The organism is Candidatus Soleaferrea massiliensis AP7 (assembly GCF_000820765.1).
Taxonomy (GTDB): Bacteria; Bacillota; Clostridia; order Oscillospirales; family Ruminococcaceae; genus Soleaferrea; species Soleaferrea massiliensis.
Genome location: NZ_CCYH01000043.1, coordinates 114,894 through 130,993 on the forward strand (window position 1 = coordinate 114,894; position 16,100 = coordinate 130,993).

16 protein-coding genes are annotated in these 16,100 nt (G+C 54.8%); 8 read left to right on the forward strand and 8 right to left on the reverse strand.

Features of this window, described 5'->3' with window-relative positions; all coding sequences use genetic code 11:
• Positions 1-300: 300 nt before the first annotated feature.
• Together BN348_RS11360 and BN348_RS11365 are read right to left on the reverse strand one after the other, a co-directional pair.
• Positions 301-789 carry a YbaK/EbsC family protein gene (locus tag BN348_RS11360; RefSeq protein WP_040198127.1) on the reverse strand — a complete coding sequence of 163 codons (489 nt, stop codon included), beginning with the start codon at positions 787-789 and terminating at the stop codon, positions 301-303.
• Between the two features lie 19 nt (positions 790-808).
• Positions 809-1,129 carry a heavy metal-binding domain-containing protein gene (locus BN348_RS11365; protein WP_040198128.1) on the reverse strand — a complete coding sequence of 107 codons (321 nt, stop codon included), beginning with the start codon at positions 1,127-1,129 and terminating at the stop codon, positions 809-811.
• Between the two features lie 167 nt (positions 1,130-1,296).
• On the opposite strand from BN348_RS11365, the gene BN348_RS11370 reads away from it, so the two are divergent.
• The 5 genes from BN348_RS11370 to BN348_RS11390 all read left to right on the forward strand — a co-directional run bounded on the left by BN348_RS11370 (position 1,297) and on the right by BN348_RS11390 (position 5,488).
• Positions 1,297-1,644, forward strand: a complete 348-nt coding sequence (locus BN348_RS11370) for a GIY-YIG nuclease family protein (RefSeq protein ID WP_242844344.1) — start codon at positions 1,297-1,299, stop codon at positions 1,642-1,644.
• Complete coding sequence (locus BN348_RS11375; protein ID WP_040198130.1) at positions 1,641-2,120, forward strand: DUF6530 family protein; 480 nt, start codon at positions 1,641-1,643, stop codon at positions 2,118-2,120. Before BN348_RS11370 ends, BN348_RS11375 begins: the two co-directional genes overlap by 4 nt.
• Before the next feature lie 192 nt (positions 2,121-2,312).
• Positions 2,313-2,987 (forward strand): TetR/AcrR family transcriptional regulator, encoded by a 675-nt coding sequence (locus BN348_RS11380; protein WP_040198131.1) that lies wholly within the window; start codon positions 2,313-2,315, stop codon positions 2,985-2,987.
• A gap of 410 nt (positions 2,988-3,397) precedes the next feature.
• Positions 3,398-4,681 carry an MFS transporter gene (locus tag BN348_RS11385; RefSeq protein ID WP_052446902.1) on the forward strand — a complete coding sequence of 428 codons (1,284 nt, stop codon included), beginning with the start codon at positions 3,398-3,400 and terminating at the stop codon, positions 4,679-4,681.
• Positions 4,682-4,912: 231 nt separating this feature from the next.
• Complete coding sequence (locus BN348_RS11390; RefSeq protein WP_040198132.1) at positions 4,913-5,488, forward strand: methyltransferase family protein; 576 nt, start codon at positions 4,913-4,915, stop codon at positions 5,486-5,488.
• A 316-nt stretch (positions 5,489-5,804) separates the two neighbouring features.
• On the opposite strand, the gene BN348_RS13680 is transcribed toward BN348_RS11390, so the two are convergent.
• From BN348_RS13680 to BN348_RS11400, 3 genes are all read right to left on the reverse strand, one after another.
• Positions 5,805-5,963: a FeoB-associated Cys-rich membrane protein gene (locus BN348_RS13680; protein WP_197068344.1), complete on the reverse strand. Its 159-nt coding sequence runs from the start codon at positions 5,961-5,963 to the stop codon at positions 5,805-5,807.
• A gap of 118 nt (positions 5,964-6,081) precedes the next feature.
• On the reverse strand, positions 6,082-8,097 hold the full coding sequence (gene feoB / locus BN348_RS11395) for a ferrous iron transport protein B (protein ID WP_040198133.1): 2,016 nt from the start codon (positions 8,095-8,097) through the stop codon (positions 6,082-6,084).
• A gap of 85 nt (positions 8,098-8,182) precedes the next feature.
• The gene (locus BN348_RS11400) at positions 8,183-8,413 is read right to left on the reverse strand and encodes a FeoA family protein (protein ID WP_040198134.1); all 231 of its coding nucleotides are present in this window, start codon (positions 8,411-8,413) and stop codon (positions 8,183-8,185) included.
• A 152-nt stretch (positions 8,414-8,565) separates the two neighbouring features.
• On the opposite strand from BN348_RS11400, the gene BN348_RS11405 reads away from it, so the two are divergent.
• The 3 genes from BN348_RS11405 to BN348_RS11415 all read left to right on the forward strand — a co-directional run bounded on the left by BN348_RS11405 (position 8,566) and on the right by BN348_RS11415 (position 12,041).
• Entirely contained in the window at positions 8,566-8,952 is a 387-nt protein-coding gene (locus tag BN348_RS11405; protein ID WP_040198135.1) for a metal-dependent transcriptional regulator, read from the forward strand.
• Between the two features lie 354 nt (positions 8,953-9,306).
• Positions 9,307-11,460, forward strand: coding sequence for a DNA topoisomerase III (locus BN348_RS11410; RefSeq protein WP_040198136.1), 2,154 nt, complete (start codon positions 9,307-9,309; stop codon positions 11,458-11,460).
• Positions 11,461-11,663: 203 nt separating this feature from the next.
• Entirely contained in the window at positions 11,664-12,041 is a 378-nt protein-coding gene (locus BN348_RS11415) for a hypothetical protein (protein WP_040198137.1), read from the forward strand.
• Between the two features lie 104 nt (positions 12,042-12,145).
• On the opposite strand, the gene BN348_RS11420 is transcribed toward BN348_RS11415, so the two are convergent.
• From BN348_RS11420 to BN348_RS11430, 3 genes are all read right to left on the reverse strand, one after another.
• A complete protein-coding gene (locus BN348_RS11420) occupies positions 12,146-13,525 on the reverse strand; it encodes a sodium-dependent transporter (RefSeq protein WP_040198138.1) in 1,380 nt (459 codons plus the stop codon).
• A 372-nt stretch (positions 13,526-13,897) separates the two neighbouring features.
• A complete protein-coding gene (locus BN348_RS13345; protein WP_197068345.1) occupies positions 13,898-14,215 on the reverse strand; it encodes a helix-turn-helix domain-containing protein in 318 nt (105 codons plus the stop codon).
• Positions 14,216-14,500: 285 nt separating this feature from the next.
• Positions 14,501-16,039 carry a lipopolysaccharide biosynthesis protein gene (locus BN348_RS11430; RefSeq protein WP_040198139.1) on the reverse strand — a complete coding sequence of 513 codons (1,539 nt, stop codon included), beginning with the start codon at positions 16,037-16,039 and terminating at the stop codon, positions 14,501-14,503.
• Positions 16,040-16,100 lie beyond the last annotated feature (61 nt).

Consider the following 16,100-nt stretch of genomic DNA (forward strand, 5'->3'; position numbering starts at 1 on the left):
CGCCGCTTTTTCTACTGCGTTGTTGTGGTGCGTTGATCATAGGTTCTTTTCTTATTTCAGTGACGCGTAGCGCATGCACCAGCGCAGCTGGCCCCCTTAAATGGCCTTTTCTGGTTACTCTTTTGGCCACGCAAAAGAGTAACCACCACTCAGCCAAGTGGTTCTTGGCAACCCAAAAAAGACCGCCGCACCTCAGCGGCACAACCACCACGATGCCAAGTAATACTTGGCAAACAAAAAAGGCCGCTGCATCACAGCGACCCAATAAAGCCCATCAGACCATTTATGGTCATTCCCCCGCTACAGCGTCAGGATGCGAAGCTCATTCCCGCAGTCCTCGATGATTTCTTTCAGCGACGCGAAAGAAATCCAAAGCGTCGCCGTGTTGTCATTCGGATGCACGCCGATCCGCTGCATTCCGGTCAAATCCCGGTCGACAGCGACGATCACCTCATGCGCCTTATCGTTCAGAACACCCAGCGGCGACACCGCGCCCTTCAAAAGCCCCAGATACTTCTCCAGCCGCTCGGCCGATGCAAAGCTCAGCCGCGAACAGCCCAGCTGCTCCTGCAGCTTCTTCAAATCCGCCTGCTTGTCGCTCTTGAGCACAACCAGAAAATGCGTCCGGCCCTTCTGATCACGCAGGAACAGGTTCTTCGCAATCTCTCCGTTCCGGTCAAGTTCCAGCCGCTGCATGTCTTCAATGGTGTAGACCGCTTCATGGTCGACACGCGTATAGTCCACACCGTGCTGTGCAAGATAATCGAATACCATCTGTTTCTGTTCCAATGAAATCCTCCCTTTCTGTTTATGCCGTCCGTACGGCGGTGCCGGATACCGTAACCATCATCATGCCGTTGTTGGCTCCAAGCATCTCATAATCCACCGCCACACCGACGATCGCATCCGCTCCCAGAGCCATGGCGCGCTGTGTGATTTCAGCGATCGCACTGTCGCGCGCCTGAATCAGCTCCTCTTCATAGGTCTGGCTGCGTCCGCCGAAAAAGTTGGAAAGCCCGGCCTTGAAATCCTTGACAAAATCGATGCCGGCAACGACCTCACCAAACACCAGCCCCTTGTATTCCACGATCTTTCTGCCTTCGATATGCTGCGTTGTGGTCACAATCATAGATGAATCCTCTCCTCCAGTCAATAGTTTCTTTTATTATAGCACAGCACAGCCGTTTGACAACCTTTTTAAACTTTTCCTTGACAAACAGCCGGGCATCTGCTAGAATTATATTTAGTAAATTAGTAATTTACTAAATATAATTCTAGCAGAAAGGAGCGCGTGCTTTGGACAGCAAACGAAAGAAAGAACTCAAGGCCATGTATAAACAGATGAGACCGCAGATGGGCGTCTATCTGTTCGAATGCCTCCCGACCGGAAAGGCCTATCTTGGCTTTACGCAGGACCTCAAGGGAACCATGAACGGCAGCCGGTTCAAGCTGAGCAGCGGCTTTTTCCCAAACCGGAACCTGCTGCGCGACTGGACGCAGTATGGCGAAGCGCAGTTTTCCGTCCGGGTTGTAGAGACGCTGGACTATGACAAGGACGAGGAAAAAACCGATTATACCGAAGATCTCCAGCTTCTGCTGGAGGAATGGAAAGAAAAATTCAAAAATGTGGAGGTTTTGAGATGAAAATTCCAACAACACTCAAACATAAACCGGTCATTGTCGCCGAAAACTATGAAAATGTCGATGGCCGCTCGGCCTATCAAACCGATGCGAAGGGGCTTTCGCTTGGGCTTGCGCAGTGGAATGACCGCGGCAAGGTGGACATTTCCGCCAAGGTCTGGCGGCACACCGGTGAAAAGTGGTCGCGGCAGTCCGAAGAGCTGCCGATGCACCGTGTCATCGACCTGGCCATCTTGATCTGCCGCGCCAACCTGTATTTCCGCGAAGCTTACAGCTATGAGAAGCTTTATGACCCGGAACATCCGGATATCGACCGGGTCGGCATGCAGGGCGACGCCATGACCGTTTCGGTCTGCACCGACAACCCGATGATTGACGAGGACATCAAGCTCTTCTCCCAAGCGCTCAGCGAAGACGGCGAGCTGCTCGGCGAGCGGTTCCAGACGCTCTCCCGCATTCTGAAAGAGATGGGCTATTGATTCGGAGAAAGCCGGAAGCGAATGCTTCCGGCTTTCTTTGCGCTGAACAGGATTTTCGTCCTGTGATGAAAAGCGTTTGTTGTTTTTAAAATCTTTTTTTCTAAATGGACGCTTGACATCTCCGCCGAAGCGTGTTATCCTGTACACATACCGACCGACAGTATGTAAATATCAATAAGGGAGGAACCGCGGATGTCCCGCAACAAATATCCTGAGGAGACCATTCAAAAGATCATCGAAATCGCCTTCCGGCTGTTTCGTGAAAAAGGGTACGATGAAACCTCGATACAGGACATCGTCGATGAGCTTGGCATGTCCAAAGGGGCCATCTACTACCACTTCAAATCCAAAGAAGACATTCTGGATAAAATCTGCCATCAGTATTATGACGACATGAATTGGTATGAGGATATCGTCCGTGACACGACGCTCAACGGCCTGCAGAAGCTGCAGAAGCTGTTTTTATTCGAACTGACGGATAAGACCAAACGGGAAATCGATATCATCAGCCTGCCCATGCTCGACAACCCGCGCATTGTCACAAGCGAACTGGAAAGCGCCATCGAGCTCGTGGCCCCGCTGCTTGAAAAGCTGATCCGGCAAGGCGTGCAGGACGGCTCTCTCCAGGTCAAAAGCCCGAAGGACGCCGCCGAGGTGATGATCCTGCTGATCAACTTCTGGATCAATCCGGGCTTATTTCCCGCAGACCGGGAACGCTTTATGCAGAAGGTGCGGTTTTATAAAGAGGTCACCGACGGCATCGGCCTTCCATTGATCGAGGATTCCTTTTTTTCCGTCTGCGAAGATTACTACAACGCAGTGTATGCCGAACGCAATGACCGTTTAGCCGGGCAGAACCGCGGATGAGCAAAGCGCTTCGGTTTCCGGATCATAGTGGTCCCCAGCAAAGCCGCGGATGCGCAGAACGCTGTGGCTTACGGAACCCACACGGTCCCGGCGCAGGCTCGAATGAGCAAAGCACTTCGGTTTCCGAATCACATTCGGAAACCGGCAAAGTCGCGGATGCGCAGAATGCTGTGGTATCGGATCGCATTCGGCCCCGGTACGGGTTCAATATGTCTCCAACATATTGAACCCGAAGGATCAGGCGGCTTCCCAGCATTCCAATCACCGAAAACCCGCTTTGTAAGTGACCATCCATTCTAAAGACATCAGTCCAATTTCATAAATTTGCGCATAATTGCCCATGCGGGCAATGTATCATATCCATATACATACCGACCGTAGGTATTAATAAAGAAAAAGGGGCGTTTTCCATGTCCATCGAAAAATTATTCAACCGGAATTTCTCGCTGATGGTAATCGGCCAGATCATTTCACTGTTCGGCAACTCCATTCTGCGCTTCTCGCTTTCGCTGTATGTCCTGCACGCCACCGGGTCAGCCGCGGTATTCGGCACCATCCTGGCGCTGTCGATGATTCCAACCGTTTTGCTTTCGCCGATCGGCGGCATCCTGGCCGACCGGGTCAACCGGCGGAACATCATGGTCGCGCTCGATTTCACGACGGCCGGCATCATTGCCGTATTTACCATCCTGTTCGGCTTCTCGGACAGCCTGATCCTCATCGGCGCGGTTATGATCCTTCTGGCGGTTATCCAGTCCTGCTACCAGCCCTCGGTTCAGTCCAGCATCCCGGTGCTGGCGACCGATGAAAATCTGGAACGCGCGAACGGCATTGTCGTGCAGGTCAACGCGCTGGCGACGCTGGCCGGCCCAATCATTGCCGGTTTTTTGTATGGCTTCTTCGGCATCACGCCGATTCTGATCATCAGCGGCATCTGCTTCTTCCTTTCGGCGGTCATGGAGCTCTTTCTGAAGATCCCGTTCACCAAACGGGAAAAGACCGGCAGCTTTATCGCAAGCGCGGCCGGCGATCTGAAAACCGCCTTCCGTTTCCTGTCCAAAGACAACCCCAGCGTGTTCAAATTGCTGTTTATCATTGCCGGGCTGAATCTGTTTCTGTCGGCCATGATCACGGTCGGGCTGCCGTACATTGTCAACGTCTTTCTGCAGCTTGACAGCCAGTTTTACGGCTTCGCGGAGGGCGCGTTGGCGGTCGGCATGATCCTGGGCGGCTTGATGTCGGGTATCCTCGCCAAAAAAGTGCGGTTCAACCGGGCATATATCTTCCTGATTGTGTCCATCCTGTTTGTTTTCCCAGTCGGCTTCGCCGTGCTCGGCAGCTCGATGCCGTTTGTCTCTTACGGCATCATCCTCTTCTCGATCGTGGCCTGCATGACCTGCTCGAGCATCTTCAACGTCTTCGCGATGACCTTTGCGCAGCGCATGACCCCGACCCATCTGCTTGGCAAGGTCTCCTCCTTTGTCACGGTCATCAGCATCTGCGCGCTCCCGCTGGGGCAGGCGCTGTACGGCGGCCTGTTCGAGCTGTTCAAAAACCATCTGTCCGTGGTCGTCTTCTTCGCCTGCGTCATGGGGCTGGTTATCGCGTTTGCCACCCGCCGCGTCCTGCGCCAGTTGCCGCACAGCAGCCGTGAACCGGAAGCCGCACCGCAGACCGAACAAGCGGGTGCATAGCGGAGCTTTGCTTGACAGATGTTCCCTTTCTGTGCTAGAGTAAAGCTGATCCGTTGTGCCGCGGCGCCTGATATGGATGACGCTGCGGCATACTTCCGGTTTCTCAAACATCCTGTGGTACAAAGGCCGGACAGCGGCTAAAGCGGCCGCATTTTCCGGATGTGGGATATGTCTGAAGTTTTTTTGGAAGAACCGGGGACTTCTGAATCTTTCACAGAAAGGATCGATTCCATGGATTGGATTCAGCTTTTGATGCTCGTCGCCATAGCGGTGTTCTACTTCGCCTATTTTGCCAAGGCCCTGCTGTTAAAGCGGCGCGGGATCAGCACACAGCGCATGGGACGGGGAAGCAAGCCGCGCCGCACCTGCATCATAGAAGCCCTGCTGAGCATCGCGACCTTTGGCATGGCCGCCGTGCAGCTTGTCAGCCTGTTCTGGCTGACGCCGTTTATGTTCCCCTCCTTTGTCCGGATAGGGGGCGCCGCGCTCAGCTTTCTCGGCACACTGGTCTTCATCACCGCCATGGTACAGATGCGCGACAGCTGGCGCGCCGGCGTGGATGAAACGCAGAAGACGCGGCTTGTCACCAGCGGCATCTACCGTATCAGCCGCAATCCGGCCTTCGTTGGCTTTGATCTGTTCTATCTGGGAACCCTGTTCGCACTGCCGAACCCGCTTTCCATCGGGTTTGCGCTGTTCGCCATCCTGATGATGCACCTGCAAATTCTTGAGGAGGAGAAATACCTTCCCGGCGTATTTGGAAAGGATTATGAGGACTACCGCCGTAAAACCAGACGCTATCTGTAAAAACAAAATGACCCAATATAGAAACAGGCCTCCGGCAAAGTAAGTGCTTTGCCGGAGGCCTGTTTCAGCCCATTCTCTTGCGTTTCCTATCCTTGCACCGCTATACTTTTTATACAGATTCAAGGACCAACAAAATACGCCGGGCACATTCAAATGCTGTGCGATCCATACATGTCAGCCGCTGAGATATGATGAGGCCATAATCAAGATGTTTAAACGATCCGGACAAAAATAGAAAAGAGGGCTTATTCCAGCCCTCTTTTGTGCAGATCGAAGCGCCTGTATTGCCCAGGCGCTTTTTCCATTTATATCTTGGTCAGCGCGCTTCCTTTCCATTTGCATGGCAGGAGCTGTGACAACCGCTGCACGAGCCGCAGCAGCCCTTGTTCTGTTTTTTCCGGCGGCGCATCGATGAAAAGATCAGCGCCGTGATGCCCAGAAGCACACTCATAACCAGTATATCGGCCATATTCATCATATTACCTCCTGTCAATCATGGTGGGTTGTTGATCATTTGTATATCAGCGGATTTCGTCTAAGCTTCATCATCCCCTTTGAAATGGGGAGATTTCAGGCCGTATCCAGTCCGCGCATCAGAAGCCGAGCAGGGTGCCCGCCTGAAACACGATCAGCGCGACGACCCAGGCGACGCCGGTCTGGAACGCGGCGGTCAGCAGGCTGGTGCTGGTCGAGCCAAGCTCGCGGCGGCTGGTTGCAAAGGCCGCGACACACGGCATATACAGCAGCGTAAAGCACAGGAACGCAAACGCGCTCAATGGGCTGAAAACGCTCTGCAGCGCTCCCTGCAGCGCCAGGTTGGAGTTGGTTCCGAACAACACGGCAAAGGTGCTGACGACCGTCTCCTTTGCGGTCAGGCCGGTGATCAGCGCGGTGGATGCGCGCCAGTCGCCGAAGCCAAGCGGCGCGAACAGCGGCGCGATATATGAACCGATCGAGGCCAGGATGCTCTGGGAGCTGTCCTCGACCCAGTTGAACTGCCAGTTGAAGCTCTGCAGGAACCAGATCACAATGGCCGCGATGAAGATAACCGTGAAGGCTTTGCGGATGAAGTCCTTCGCCTTATCCCACATGTGCAGCATCGTGTTCTTGAAGGTCGGCAGCCGGTAGGCCGGCAGCTCCATGACAAATGGAATCGGGTTGCCACGGAACACCGTCTTCTTGAGCAGCAGTCCCGCGAGGATCGCCACCACAATGCCCAGTACATACAGCGTGATCATGACGACGGCCGCATTCTTCGGGAAAAACGCTGCCGTGAAGATCGAATAGATCGGCAACTTCGCGCTGCAGGACATGAACGGCGTCAGGATGATAGTCATCTTGCGGTCCCGTTCGCTGGCCAGCGTCCTCGTGGCCATGATGGCCGGTACGCTGCAGCCGAAGCCGATCAGCATCGGGACAAACGACCGTCCGGACAGGCCGATCTTGCGCAGCAGCTTATCCATGACAAACGCGACGCGGGCCATATAGCCGCTGTCTTCGAGCATCGACAAAAAGAAGAACAGCAGCGTGATGGTCGGCAGGAAGGACAGTACGCTTCCAACGCCGGTGCAGATGCCGTCGATGACCAGCGAATACATCCAGTAGCTGACGCCCATATCGGTCAGCAGCGTCGAAAGCCCGCCGACCGCGGCGTCGATGCCCAGCGTCAGCAGGTCGCTGAGCACCGGACCGATCAGTCCGAAGGTCAGCCAGAAGATCAAAAACATGATGCACAGGAAGATCGGAATCGCCAGCACCTTGCTGGTCAAAATCCGGTCGATCTTCTCACTGCGCGCCTTCTCCTTGAGGACGTTCTTCTTTTCAACCGCCTTTGAACAGATCTTTTCTATGTAATTATACCGCATATCGGCAAGCGCGGCCTGCCGGTCGGTCTTCAAATTCTTCTCCATCTGGGTGATGATGTGTTCGATCGTGTCCATCTCATCCTCATCCAGCTTGAGCAGGTCGATGATGAACTCGTCGTCATCGATCAGCTTGGTGGCCGCAAACCGCGGCGTATACCCGATATTCCGGGCCTTGTCCTCGATCAGATGCATGACCGAGTGGATCGCCTTATGTACTTCGCCGGTACAGAAGTCGAGCCGCTTGGGCTTCTGATGCTTCTGCGCGACCTTGACGGCACGTTCGATCAGCTCATCCACACCCTCGTTCTTGCTGGCGGAGATCGGCACAATCGGAATGGTCAGTTCCTCTTCCAGCTGAAGCACATCGATGCTGTTGCCGCTCTGGCGAACCTCGTCCATCATGTTCAGCGCGATGATGACCGGGATGTCCAGCTCCATCAGCTGCAGTGTCAGATACAGGTTGCGTTCGATGTTGGTCGCGTCCACAATGTTGATGACCGCATCGGGTTTGTCCTTGATCAGGAAATCCCGGGTCACAATCTCCTCGGAGGTGTACGGCGACAGCGAATAGATGCCCGGCAGGTCCACCACAACGCAGTCCTTCTGCTTGCGGATAGCGCCCTCCTTCTTCTCAACCGTCACGCCCGGAAAGTTGCCGACATGCTGGTTGCTGCCGGTCAGGCGGTTGAACAGCGTCGTCTTGCCGCAGTTCTGATTGCCTATGAGTGCAAAAAGTTTGCTCATCTTCGATCCTTACCTTCTTATGATTTTACGTGCTTCCCGGCGGCAGCGCCGCCTTACTCCCCTATATACCTATGCGCGGCACCGGTCATTCATGCATCTCGGTCACGGTGATTTTTGCGGCCTCGTCCTTGCGGAGCGTCAGCTCATAACCGCGCAGCTGCAGCTCGACCGGGTCTCCGAAGGGCGCGACCTTGATCACCTTGATCAGCGTGTTCGGCGTAAGTCCCATGTCCAGCAGCCGGCGCCGCAGCGCGCCTTGCCCCCCTACAAAATCGATGACCGCCGTCCGTCCGGTCTGCAATTGATCCAACGTCATGAAAAATCCCTCCGCCCCAAAATGTTAACCCAGGCTTACAAAATGCGTCCATGCTTCAAAATGTTAGCCTTTGCTTACAGTATATCATATTTCTGTTGTACCGTCAATCTTCCTATGTTATAATAATATGATAGAGAAGGCAGGTGGGTACCATGGAAATTACAGCGTCCAGCCAGGACTATCTGGAGGCGATTCTGGCGCTTTCGGCGGACGGCGGGCCGATCCGGTCGGTCGACATCGCCAAGATGATGGGCGTTTCGCGCGCCAGCGTCAACAAGGCGATGGGGGTTTTAAAGGAGGCGGGGCTGATTGTCAAGGAGAAGTACGCGGCCGTCATGCTGACGCAGCGCGGAGAGGAGGCCGCGCGATCCGTCCAGCGTCGCCATACCGTACTCAAGCGTTTCCTGCACGAGGTGCTGGGTGTGGCAGAATCGGTGGCGTCGCGCGACGCCTGCCGCATGGAGCATGTCATCAGCGCCGAAACGCTTGAAAAGCTGGATGCGTTCCTGGCCGAAGCACTTGATGCTGAAATGCCCTGACGGCATCTCCATTCCCGCTGATTCGCCCGATCCTTAAACGGGCCGCTCCCCATAAAAGGCTGTGTGGATGGTCCGCATTTGCCTGCGGGGATCAACCTGTCAATATGGATCCGGGTCTTAGCAGAGAAACAGCGACAGCCTGTACGGACTGCCACAAACTGCGGACCGGCGCTCTGCCGGGTAGAGCGGCTTTGTTAAGTTAATATGAAAAAACAGACCTGCTTTTGGCATTCCTCCCCGCCGCAGGCGGGGAGGAATGCCAAAAAGGTTGGGACCGCATGGAACAAGCGTCTCTTCAGAGCTTTTTCATATGCCGGCTTAACCGTGCCGACACAACATAAAGGAGTAACAACCATGTCAAAAATTTTGGTATTGGCGGAGAAGCCGTCGGTCGGCCGGGAGCTCGCCCGCGTACTCGGCTGCAGAAAGACCGCCGGCGGGTACATCTCCGGAGACAAATATATTGTGAGTTGGGCTCTGGGGCATCTTGTGACCCTGGTCGACCCGGAATACTATGGCAACCAGTACAAGACCTGGAGCATGGACACCCTGCCGATGCTGCCGGATAAGATGGCCTTACAGGTCATCCCGCAGACCGCCAAGCAGTTCGGCGTGGTCAAAAAGCTGCTGAGCAGCCCTCAGGTATCCTCGCTGGTCATCGCGACCGACGCAGGCCGCGAAGGCGAGCTGGTCGCGCGCTGGATCATCGAAAAGGCGGGCTTCCGCAAGCCGATCAAACGGCTGTGGATCTCATCGCAGACCGACAAGGCCATCAAGCAGGGCTTTGCGAACCTGAAGGACGGCCGGGAATACTACAACCTCTATCAGGCGGCGGTCGCACGGGCAGAATCCGACTGGCTGGTCGGGCTCAACGTCACGCGCGCGCTGACCTGTAAATTCAACGCGCAGCTCAACGCAGGACGCGTCCAGACGCCGACCCTCGCCATGATCGTGCGGCGGGAGAATGAGATCAAAAAATTCGTGCCGAAGGACTACTTCAACGTCCGGGCCGATCTGGGCCGGTTCTTTGTGACCTGGCAGGATGCCAAGAAGCAGACGGCCATCTTCGATCAGAAGAAAGCCGAACAGCTCGCGAAGAAGATCGCGGGTAAGGAATGCCGGGTATACGACGTCAAGACGGCGCTGAAGTCCACCCCGCCGCCGATGCTCTACGACCTGACCGAGCTGCAGCGCGACGCGAACAAGCTCTACGGTATGTCGCCGAAGGAGACGCTTGGCGTCATGCAGCGGCTCTATGAATCTCACAAGGCGCTGACCTACCCGCGCACCGATTCGCGGTATCTGACCGACGACATCGTGCCGACCCTGCCGGAACGGCTGCGCGCCGTATCCGCAGGGGAATTCGCGCCGATCGTATCAAACATCCTGCGCTCCGGCAGAAAGATAGCCGGACAATGCGTCAACAACGCGAAGGTCAGCGACCATCACGCCATCATCCCGACCGAACAGCGGGTCAATTTGATGGACCTCTCCCAGGTGGAGAAGCGCATCTACATGCTGGTGGTCAAGCGGTTCCTGACCTGCTTCTATCCGAACTACCACTTCAAGTCGGTGCGGGCCGAATTCCTCTGCGAGGGGGAACGGTTCTACGCGACCGGCCGCATCGAGATGGACCGGGGCTGGAAGGCCGTTTACGACACGCGCGACGAGGAGGAGAACGACGAGCAGACCCTTCCGGAGCTGATCCGCTCTTCGGTCTTCACGGTCAAATCCACCCAGGTCAAGGCGCTGAAAACCTCGCCGCCCGCCCGGTATACCGAAGCGACGCTGCTCAGCGCGATGGAGAACCCGTCCAAGTTCATCGAGGACAAGCAGATGAAGGAATTCATCGGCGGCGGCCTCGGCACGCCGGCGACCAGGGCGGATATCATCGACAAGCTGTTCAGCGCGTTCTATATGGAGAAGCGCGGCAGCTCGATTGTGCCGACCTCCAAGGCCATGCAGCTGATCGACCTGGTCCCGAAGGATCTCAAGGAACCGCTGCTGACCGCAAAATGGGAGCGTCAGCTCGAGGAGATCAGCAAGGGGAAGCTTTCCAAAAAGGCCTTCATCGAGGAGATCAAGCGCTACACCCGCACGCTCGTCAAGGATGTAGCCGAGAGCGACGCCGAATTTGTGCACGACAACCTGACTTCGAACGTCTGTCCGGACTGCGGCAAGTTTCTGCTCAAGGTCAAGGGCAAGCGCGGCACGATGCTGGTCTGTCAGGACCGGGAGTGCGGACATCGGGAAAACGTCAGTATGGAGTCGAACGTGCGCTGCCCGACTTGCCATAAAAAGATGGAAATTTTCGGCGAGGGTGAGAAACGGAACTATGTCTGCCGCTGCGGCTACCGAGAACGCGTGAACCGGTTCCACGAAAAGAACGCCGGCGGCGGCGCGTCCAAGCAGGCGGTCCAACAGTACCTGCGCAGCCAGCAGAAGGAACAGGCCCCGCAGAAGAGCGCGTTCCAGCTGGCTCTCGAAAAGGCACAGAAGAAGGACTGACGGTTCCGCTGGGCATGTTCCAACTGCAAGATGACTGTTTTCCAGTCATATGCTCCGTTCTCCCTTTCTTTGCCGCTCACAGATTGCTCAGCGGACAAGCCTTATCCGCTGAAATCATGGAATCATTTGATCTTTCCGCTGTTATTCATCAACACCCCTGCATGTTGGAGCGATAGACACAACCCGTTACAGGAGGAATTCACATGAAAAGGATATTCGCATGCATCCTGGCCGCCGCACTGCTGAGTCTGTCACTGACCGGCTGCGCGGAGAAAGAAGCATATCCGACCGGCGGAACATCCGTTCCGGAGAAGCAGCAGACCGCCCTCGAAAACTGTTTGGAATACATCCAAAACGCCTCGTTTGAAGGCAAGGACACGCTTGATACCGAAAAAGCCACCTTCCAGCATCTGACGCCGGAGTTGATCCAGGAGGTCTGGATTGATGTCGAAGGCATCCCTGAACTCGATGAGAACGATTATCTGTTTACAATTGGGGACACTTCCACCGGCAATTATATGATGATCGTCTGCGAAAGCGACAGCAACGAGGTCATCGGGTATATCCCGGTCTCGAAATAAGCCGGTCTGGTACTGCGATACCAACAACCATATACAACAAAACGTCATCCGGAGGAGAAAACTCCGGATGACGTTTTTCTTTTATACAGCGGAATATGGTTTTATCAGTTTCCTGTCATAAATTTGCTGATATAGCCCTGGATAAAGATAAACAGCACAATGCATGGCAGGACATATTTGAAATAAAGCCTTCCCCATTTCGGGAAGCGCAGGCCCTTTCCGGTATCGGCTTCCTTGACAAAGTTGTCCCAGCCCCAGCCATACCGGGTGGTGCAGAACAGCACATAGACCAGCGAGCCGAGCGGCAGCAGGTTGTTGCTGACAATAAAGTCCTCCAGATCCAGAATGGTACTGCCGTCGCCGAACGGCGTCACGCCGCTTAACAGGTTGAAGCCCAGCACGCATGGCAGCGAAAGCAGGATGACCAGCCCGATGTTCACAAGCACCGCCTTTTTGCGGGACCAGTTCCACAGGTCCATACCGAAGGAGACGATGTTTTCAAACACGGCAATGACGGTCGAAAGCGCCGCAAAGGTCATGAACACAAAGAACAGGCTGCCCCAGAGCTGTCCCATCGGCATCTGGTTGAAGATGTTCGGCAGCGTGACAAAGATCAGCTTTGGCCCGCTGCCCGGATTGACGCCGAATGAAAAACAGGCCGGAAAGATGATCAGGCCCGCGATCAGCGCAACCGCCGTATCCAGGATCGTGATGCTGACCGATTCGCCCATCAGGCTGCGGTCCTTGTTCAGATAGCTGCCGAAGATCGCCATGCTGCCGATGCCGATGCTCAGGGTGAAAAAGGCCTGTCCCATCGCGGCGAAGATCGTCTCTCCGATGCCGTTTTCCACAAGCTTCCCGAAATCCGGCATCAGATAGAATTCGAGCCCTTCGCCGGCGCCCGGCAGCGTGATGCTCCGGACCGCCAGAATCGCCATAACCGCAAGCAGAATCAGCATCATGACCTTGGTGATCTTCTCAACGCCCCGTTTCAGGCCGAGCGCACAGATGCCGAAGCAAACCACCACAACCACAACCATAAACAGGACCATCGGAAGCGGATCGGCCAGCATGCTGTCGAACACCCCGCCGACCTGTTCGGTATTCAGTCCGTTGAATTCCCCCGACGCCATCCGGATCAGATAGGAAATCATCCATCCGGCGATGGTCGTATAGAACATCATCAGCAGATAGTTGCCGATCATTCCGACATAGCCGAACAGATGCCACTTTTTCCCCTTTGGCTCCAGTACACGGAATGAGCTTGCCACGCTTTTCTGGCTTGCGCGGCCAACTGAAAACTCCATTGCCATAATCGGCGCGCCGAGAACAACCAGGAAAAACAGATACATCAGCACAAACGCCGCTCCGCCGTACTGTCCGGTGATGTATGGAAATCTCCACACGTTTCCCAGTCCGATTGCGCATCCGGCGGAAATCAGGATAAACCCGAGCCGTGACCCAAACTTTTCTCTTTTCTCCAACTAAGACTCCCCTTTTCTGTTATTTGACCTGCTGTCCGGATGAACGTTCCTCCCGCACTGCGGACTGCCCAATCCGCTGATCGATCCCATTCTGGAAAAAACTCATCCGATATTTCTTCATATTATACACCATCTATTCTATTGTAGTCAACCAGAACCGCCTTCAAACGGGATAACTGGAAATACCTTTTGCAAGCAAGCTGTTTTTGCTGTAAAGCGCGGTGGGAATTTTCTATCTCAACACCTATCGTTAGAAACGGCGCAGATAAAAACGACGGTAATGCCCGTTCTAAGCATGACCGTCGTTTTTTGCTGTTTTAAGTTTGTCAGCCGCTTTGATCTGCACAAGGACAGGCCGCTGCACGGTTAAAACTACTTGCTTTGTAAGCCATCTATATACGCTTTCACTTTTTCTCTATCACCGTCACTTAATTGGCGGTACGTATGCAAGTGGTCTAATTCATCCGGGAGCAAATCACTGCTTTGTATGGTCTGTTTTACATTCGACAGCCCAACAAGGTAATCAAGGGAAATGTTAAAGAATTTAGCAATTGTAAGCAAGGTTTCTAAATCCGGCGTCCTTTCGCCGATTTCATACGCACTGATCGTAGATTGAGAAACATGAAGTTTTAGAGCCAGTCCTTCTTGATTGAGCCGTTGTTCTTCCCTTAATTCTTTCAAACGCAACATATTACCACTCTCCCGAATATATTTTATCGAGAATTGTTGCATTCAATACCTGTATATGATATAATTAATACCTGTAATACAGGTATTAATTCGTCGCGAGAAATGAAAGCTTCCTATACGAGGAAAGACTTCCCATATGACATTCTAAAGCAGGATGAACGCTCGGTATCAGATCATGCTGCTTTGCGATCCGCATGGCTGCGCGCATGCTGATCTTGCGAATATGTATGGGATTTCGGCTTCAAGGGTTTTGCAGTGCTATTCATAGGTAAAAAACGAGTTATATTATTGCCGACTACCATCTGAAGACGGATGCTTCCGCTTCAGCGCGCGGAAAATCTCTTTGCGCTGTCCTTTGTCAAACCCCAGCAGCAGGCCAAGCATCCAGCAAACCGCCGCACAGAGAAGCCCCGCGCCGATCAGGCCCGGCCAATCGGCTGGCTGCAACAGCAGGCGCACCGCGAAGCAGATGCCCATCGAAACGCCGGACAACGCGGCGGAACGCGCGATATCCCGATAAAAAGCATACCACTTCTGCCCAAGACTGCGCGCCGCAAAAACCGGCAGGAACAGCAGTTCCCGCAGCGACCCGACCAGCGTGCTGACGCCGGCGATGGCATAGAGCCCCAGCTCGGTTGTGTACAGCAGGAGCAGAACCAGAACGGTGCTGACAAAGCCGCAGATGAGCAGCGTCAGGGATGGCAGCCGAAGCCTGTTGGCTGCGGTGAAGACGCTGTACAGCGGCAGGATGCTTCCATTGATCAGGATGGCTGCCATCGTCAGCATGGTCAATATCTGCAGCAATCCCGCATCCTGCCCCGGCAGCCAGAGCCGGTAAAACACGTCGCCGAACACAAAGATGCCCGCTGCCGGCACGCTGAGAATCCATCCGGTCAGCCGGAAGGAAAACCGCAGCTGCCCAAGAAGCCGCGGCCATTCCCCTTTCGCGTAAAGCTTTGTAAAAGAGGGGGCGAACATATTCGACAGCATATTCGCGAAGTTTGCCAGGTTGTTCGGGATGGACTTCGTCACCGCAATCAGCGTCATGGCCGAGGGGCCGAGCAGCGAACCCGCAAGCAGGAGGTCCAGCCCGGTCATCAGCAGGTTTCCAAGCTGGACCACAGCGTTCCAAATGCCGGCTGAGACGAGCGACCGCACGGCCTTTCCGCTGAAAAAGCGCCGTTCAGGCCTCAGGCCCGGCAGCAGCTTCCTCGTAAACAGCAGGTTGCATCCGCCCTCTATCACAGTCGCCAGCAGAGTGCCAAGTCCCATGTACAAAACATTGGGCGTCAAGAACAGGAACAATGCGCTTATGATCAGCACCCGCGCCACCGACTGCACCATGCTCAGCGCGGCGCGCAGTTCCAGCCTGTTTTTGCAGAAGGCCGCGGCGCTGAACACCGAGCAGACAAGCTCCAGGGAAAAGGATGCGAACACACAGGCAAACAGCATTCGGATACCCGCTTCCATCCCGGCAGGCAATCCGACCAGCCGGTCCAGGCAGATGATGATGCCCGCAAAGATCACCGCACAGCTGCATGAGAGCGCCGCATTGGTGAAGAAGACCGTACTGAAATAGGTTTTGACCTCTTTTTCATCCCCTTTGTGAAACGCAACGGCGATAAAGCGGCCCGCCATGGCATTGAAGGCCGCTGTAAAAACCGCCAGGCCGCTCGTGAAGCTGTTAGCCAGCCCGACAAACCCATAGGCCTGTTCTCCCAGCATGCGGATCAAAAACGGCGTAAAGAAAAAGCTCACGGCAAGATTTGCCGCAAAGCTTACGATGTTGGCCAATACGTTGACCAGTGTCTGACGGCTTTCCATTGTCTAACGGCCTCCCATGGTCTGACGCCCACCATTTATCTGACGGCCGTCCATTGTCTGA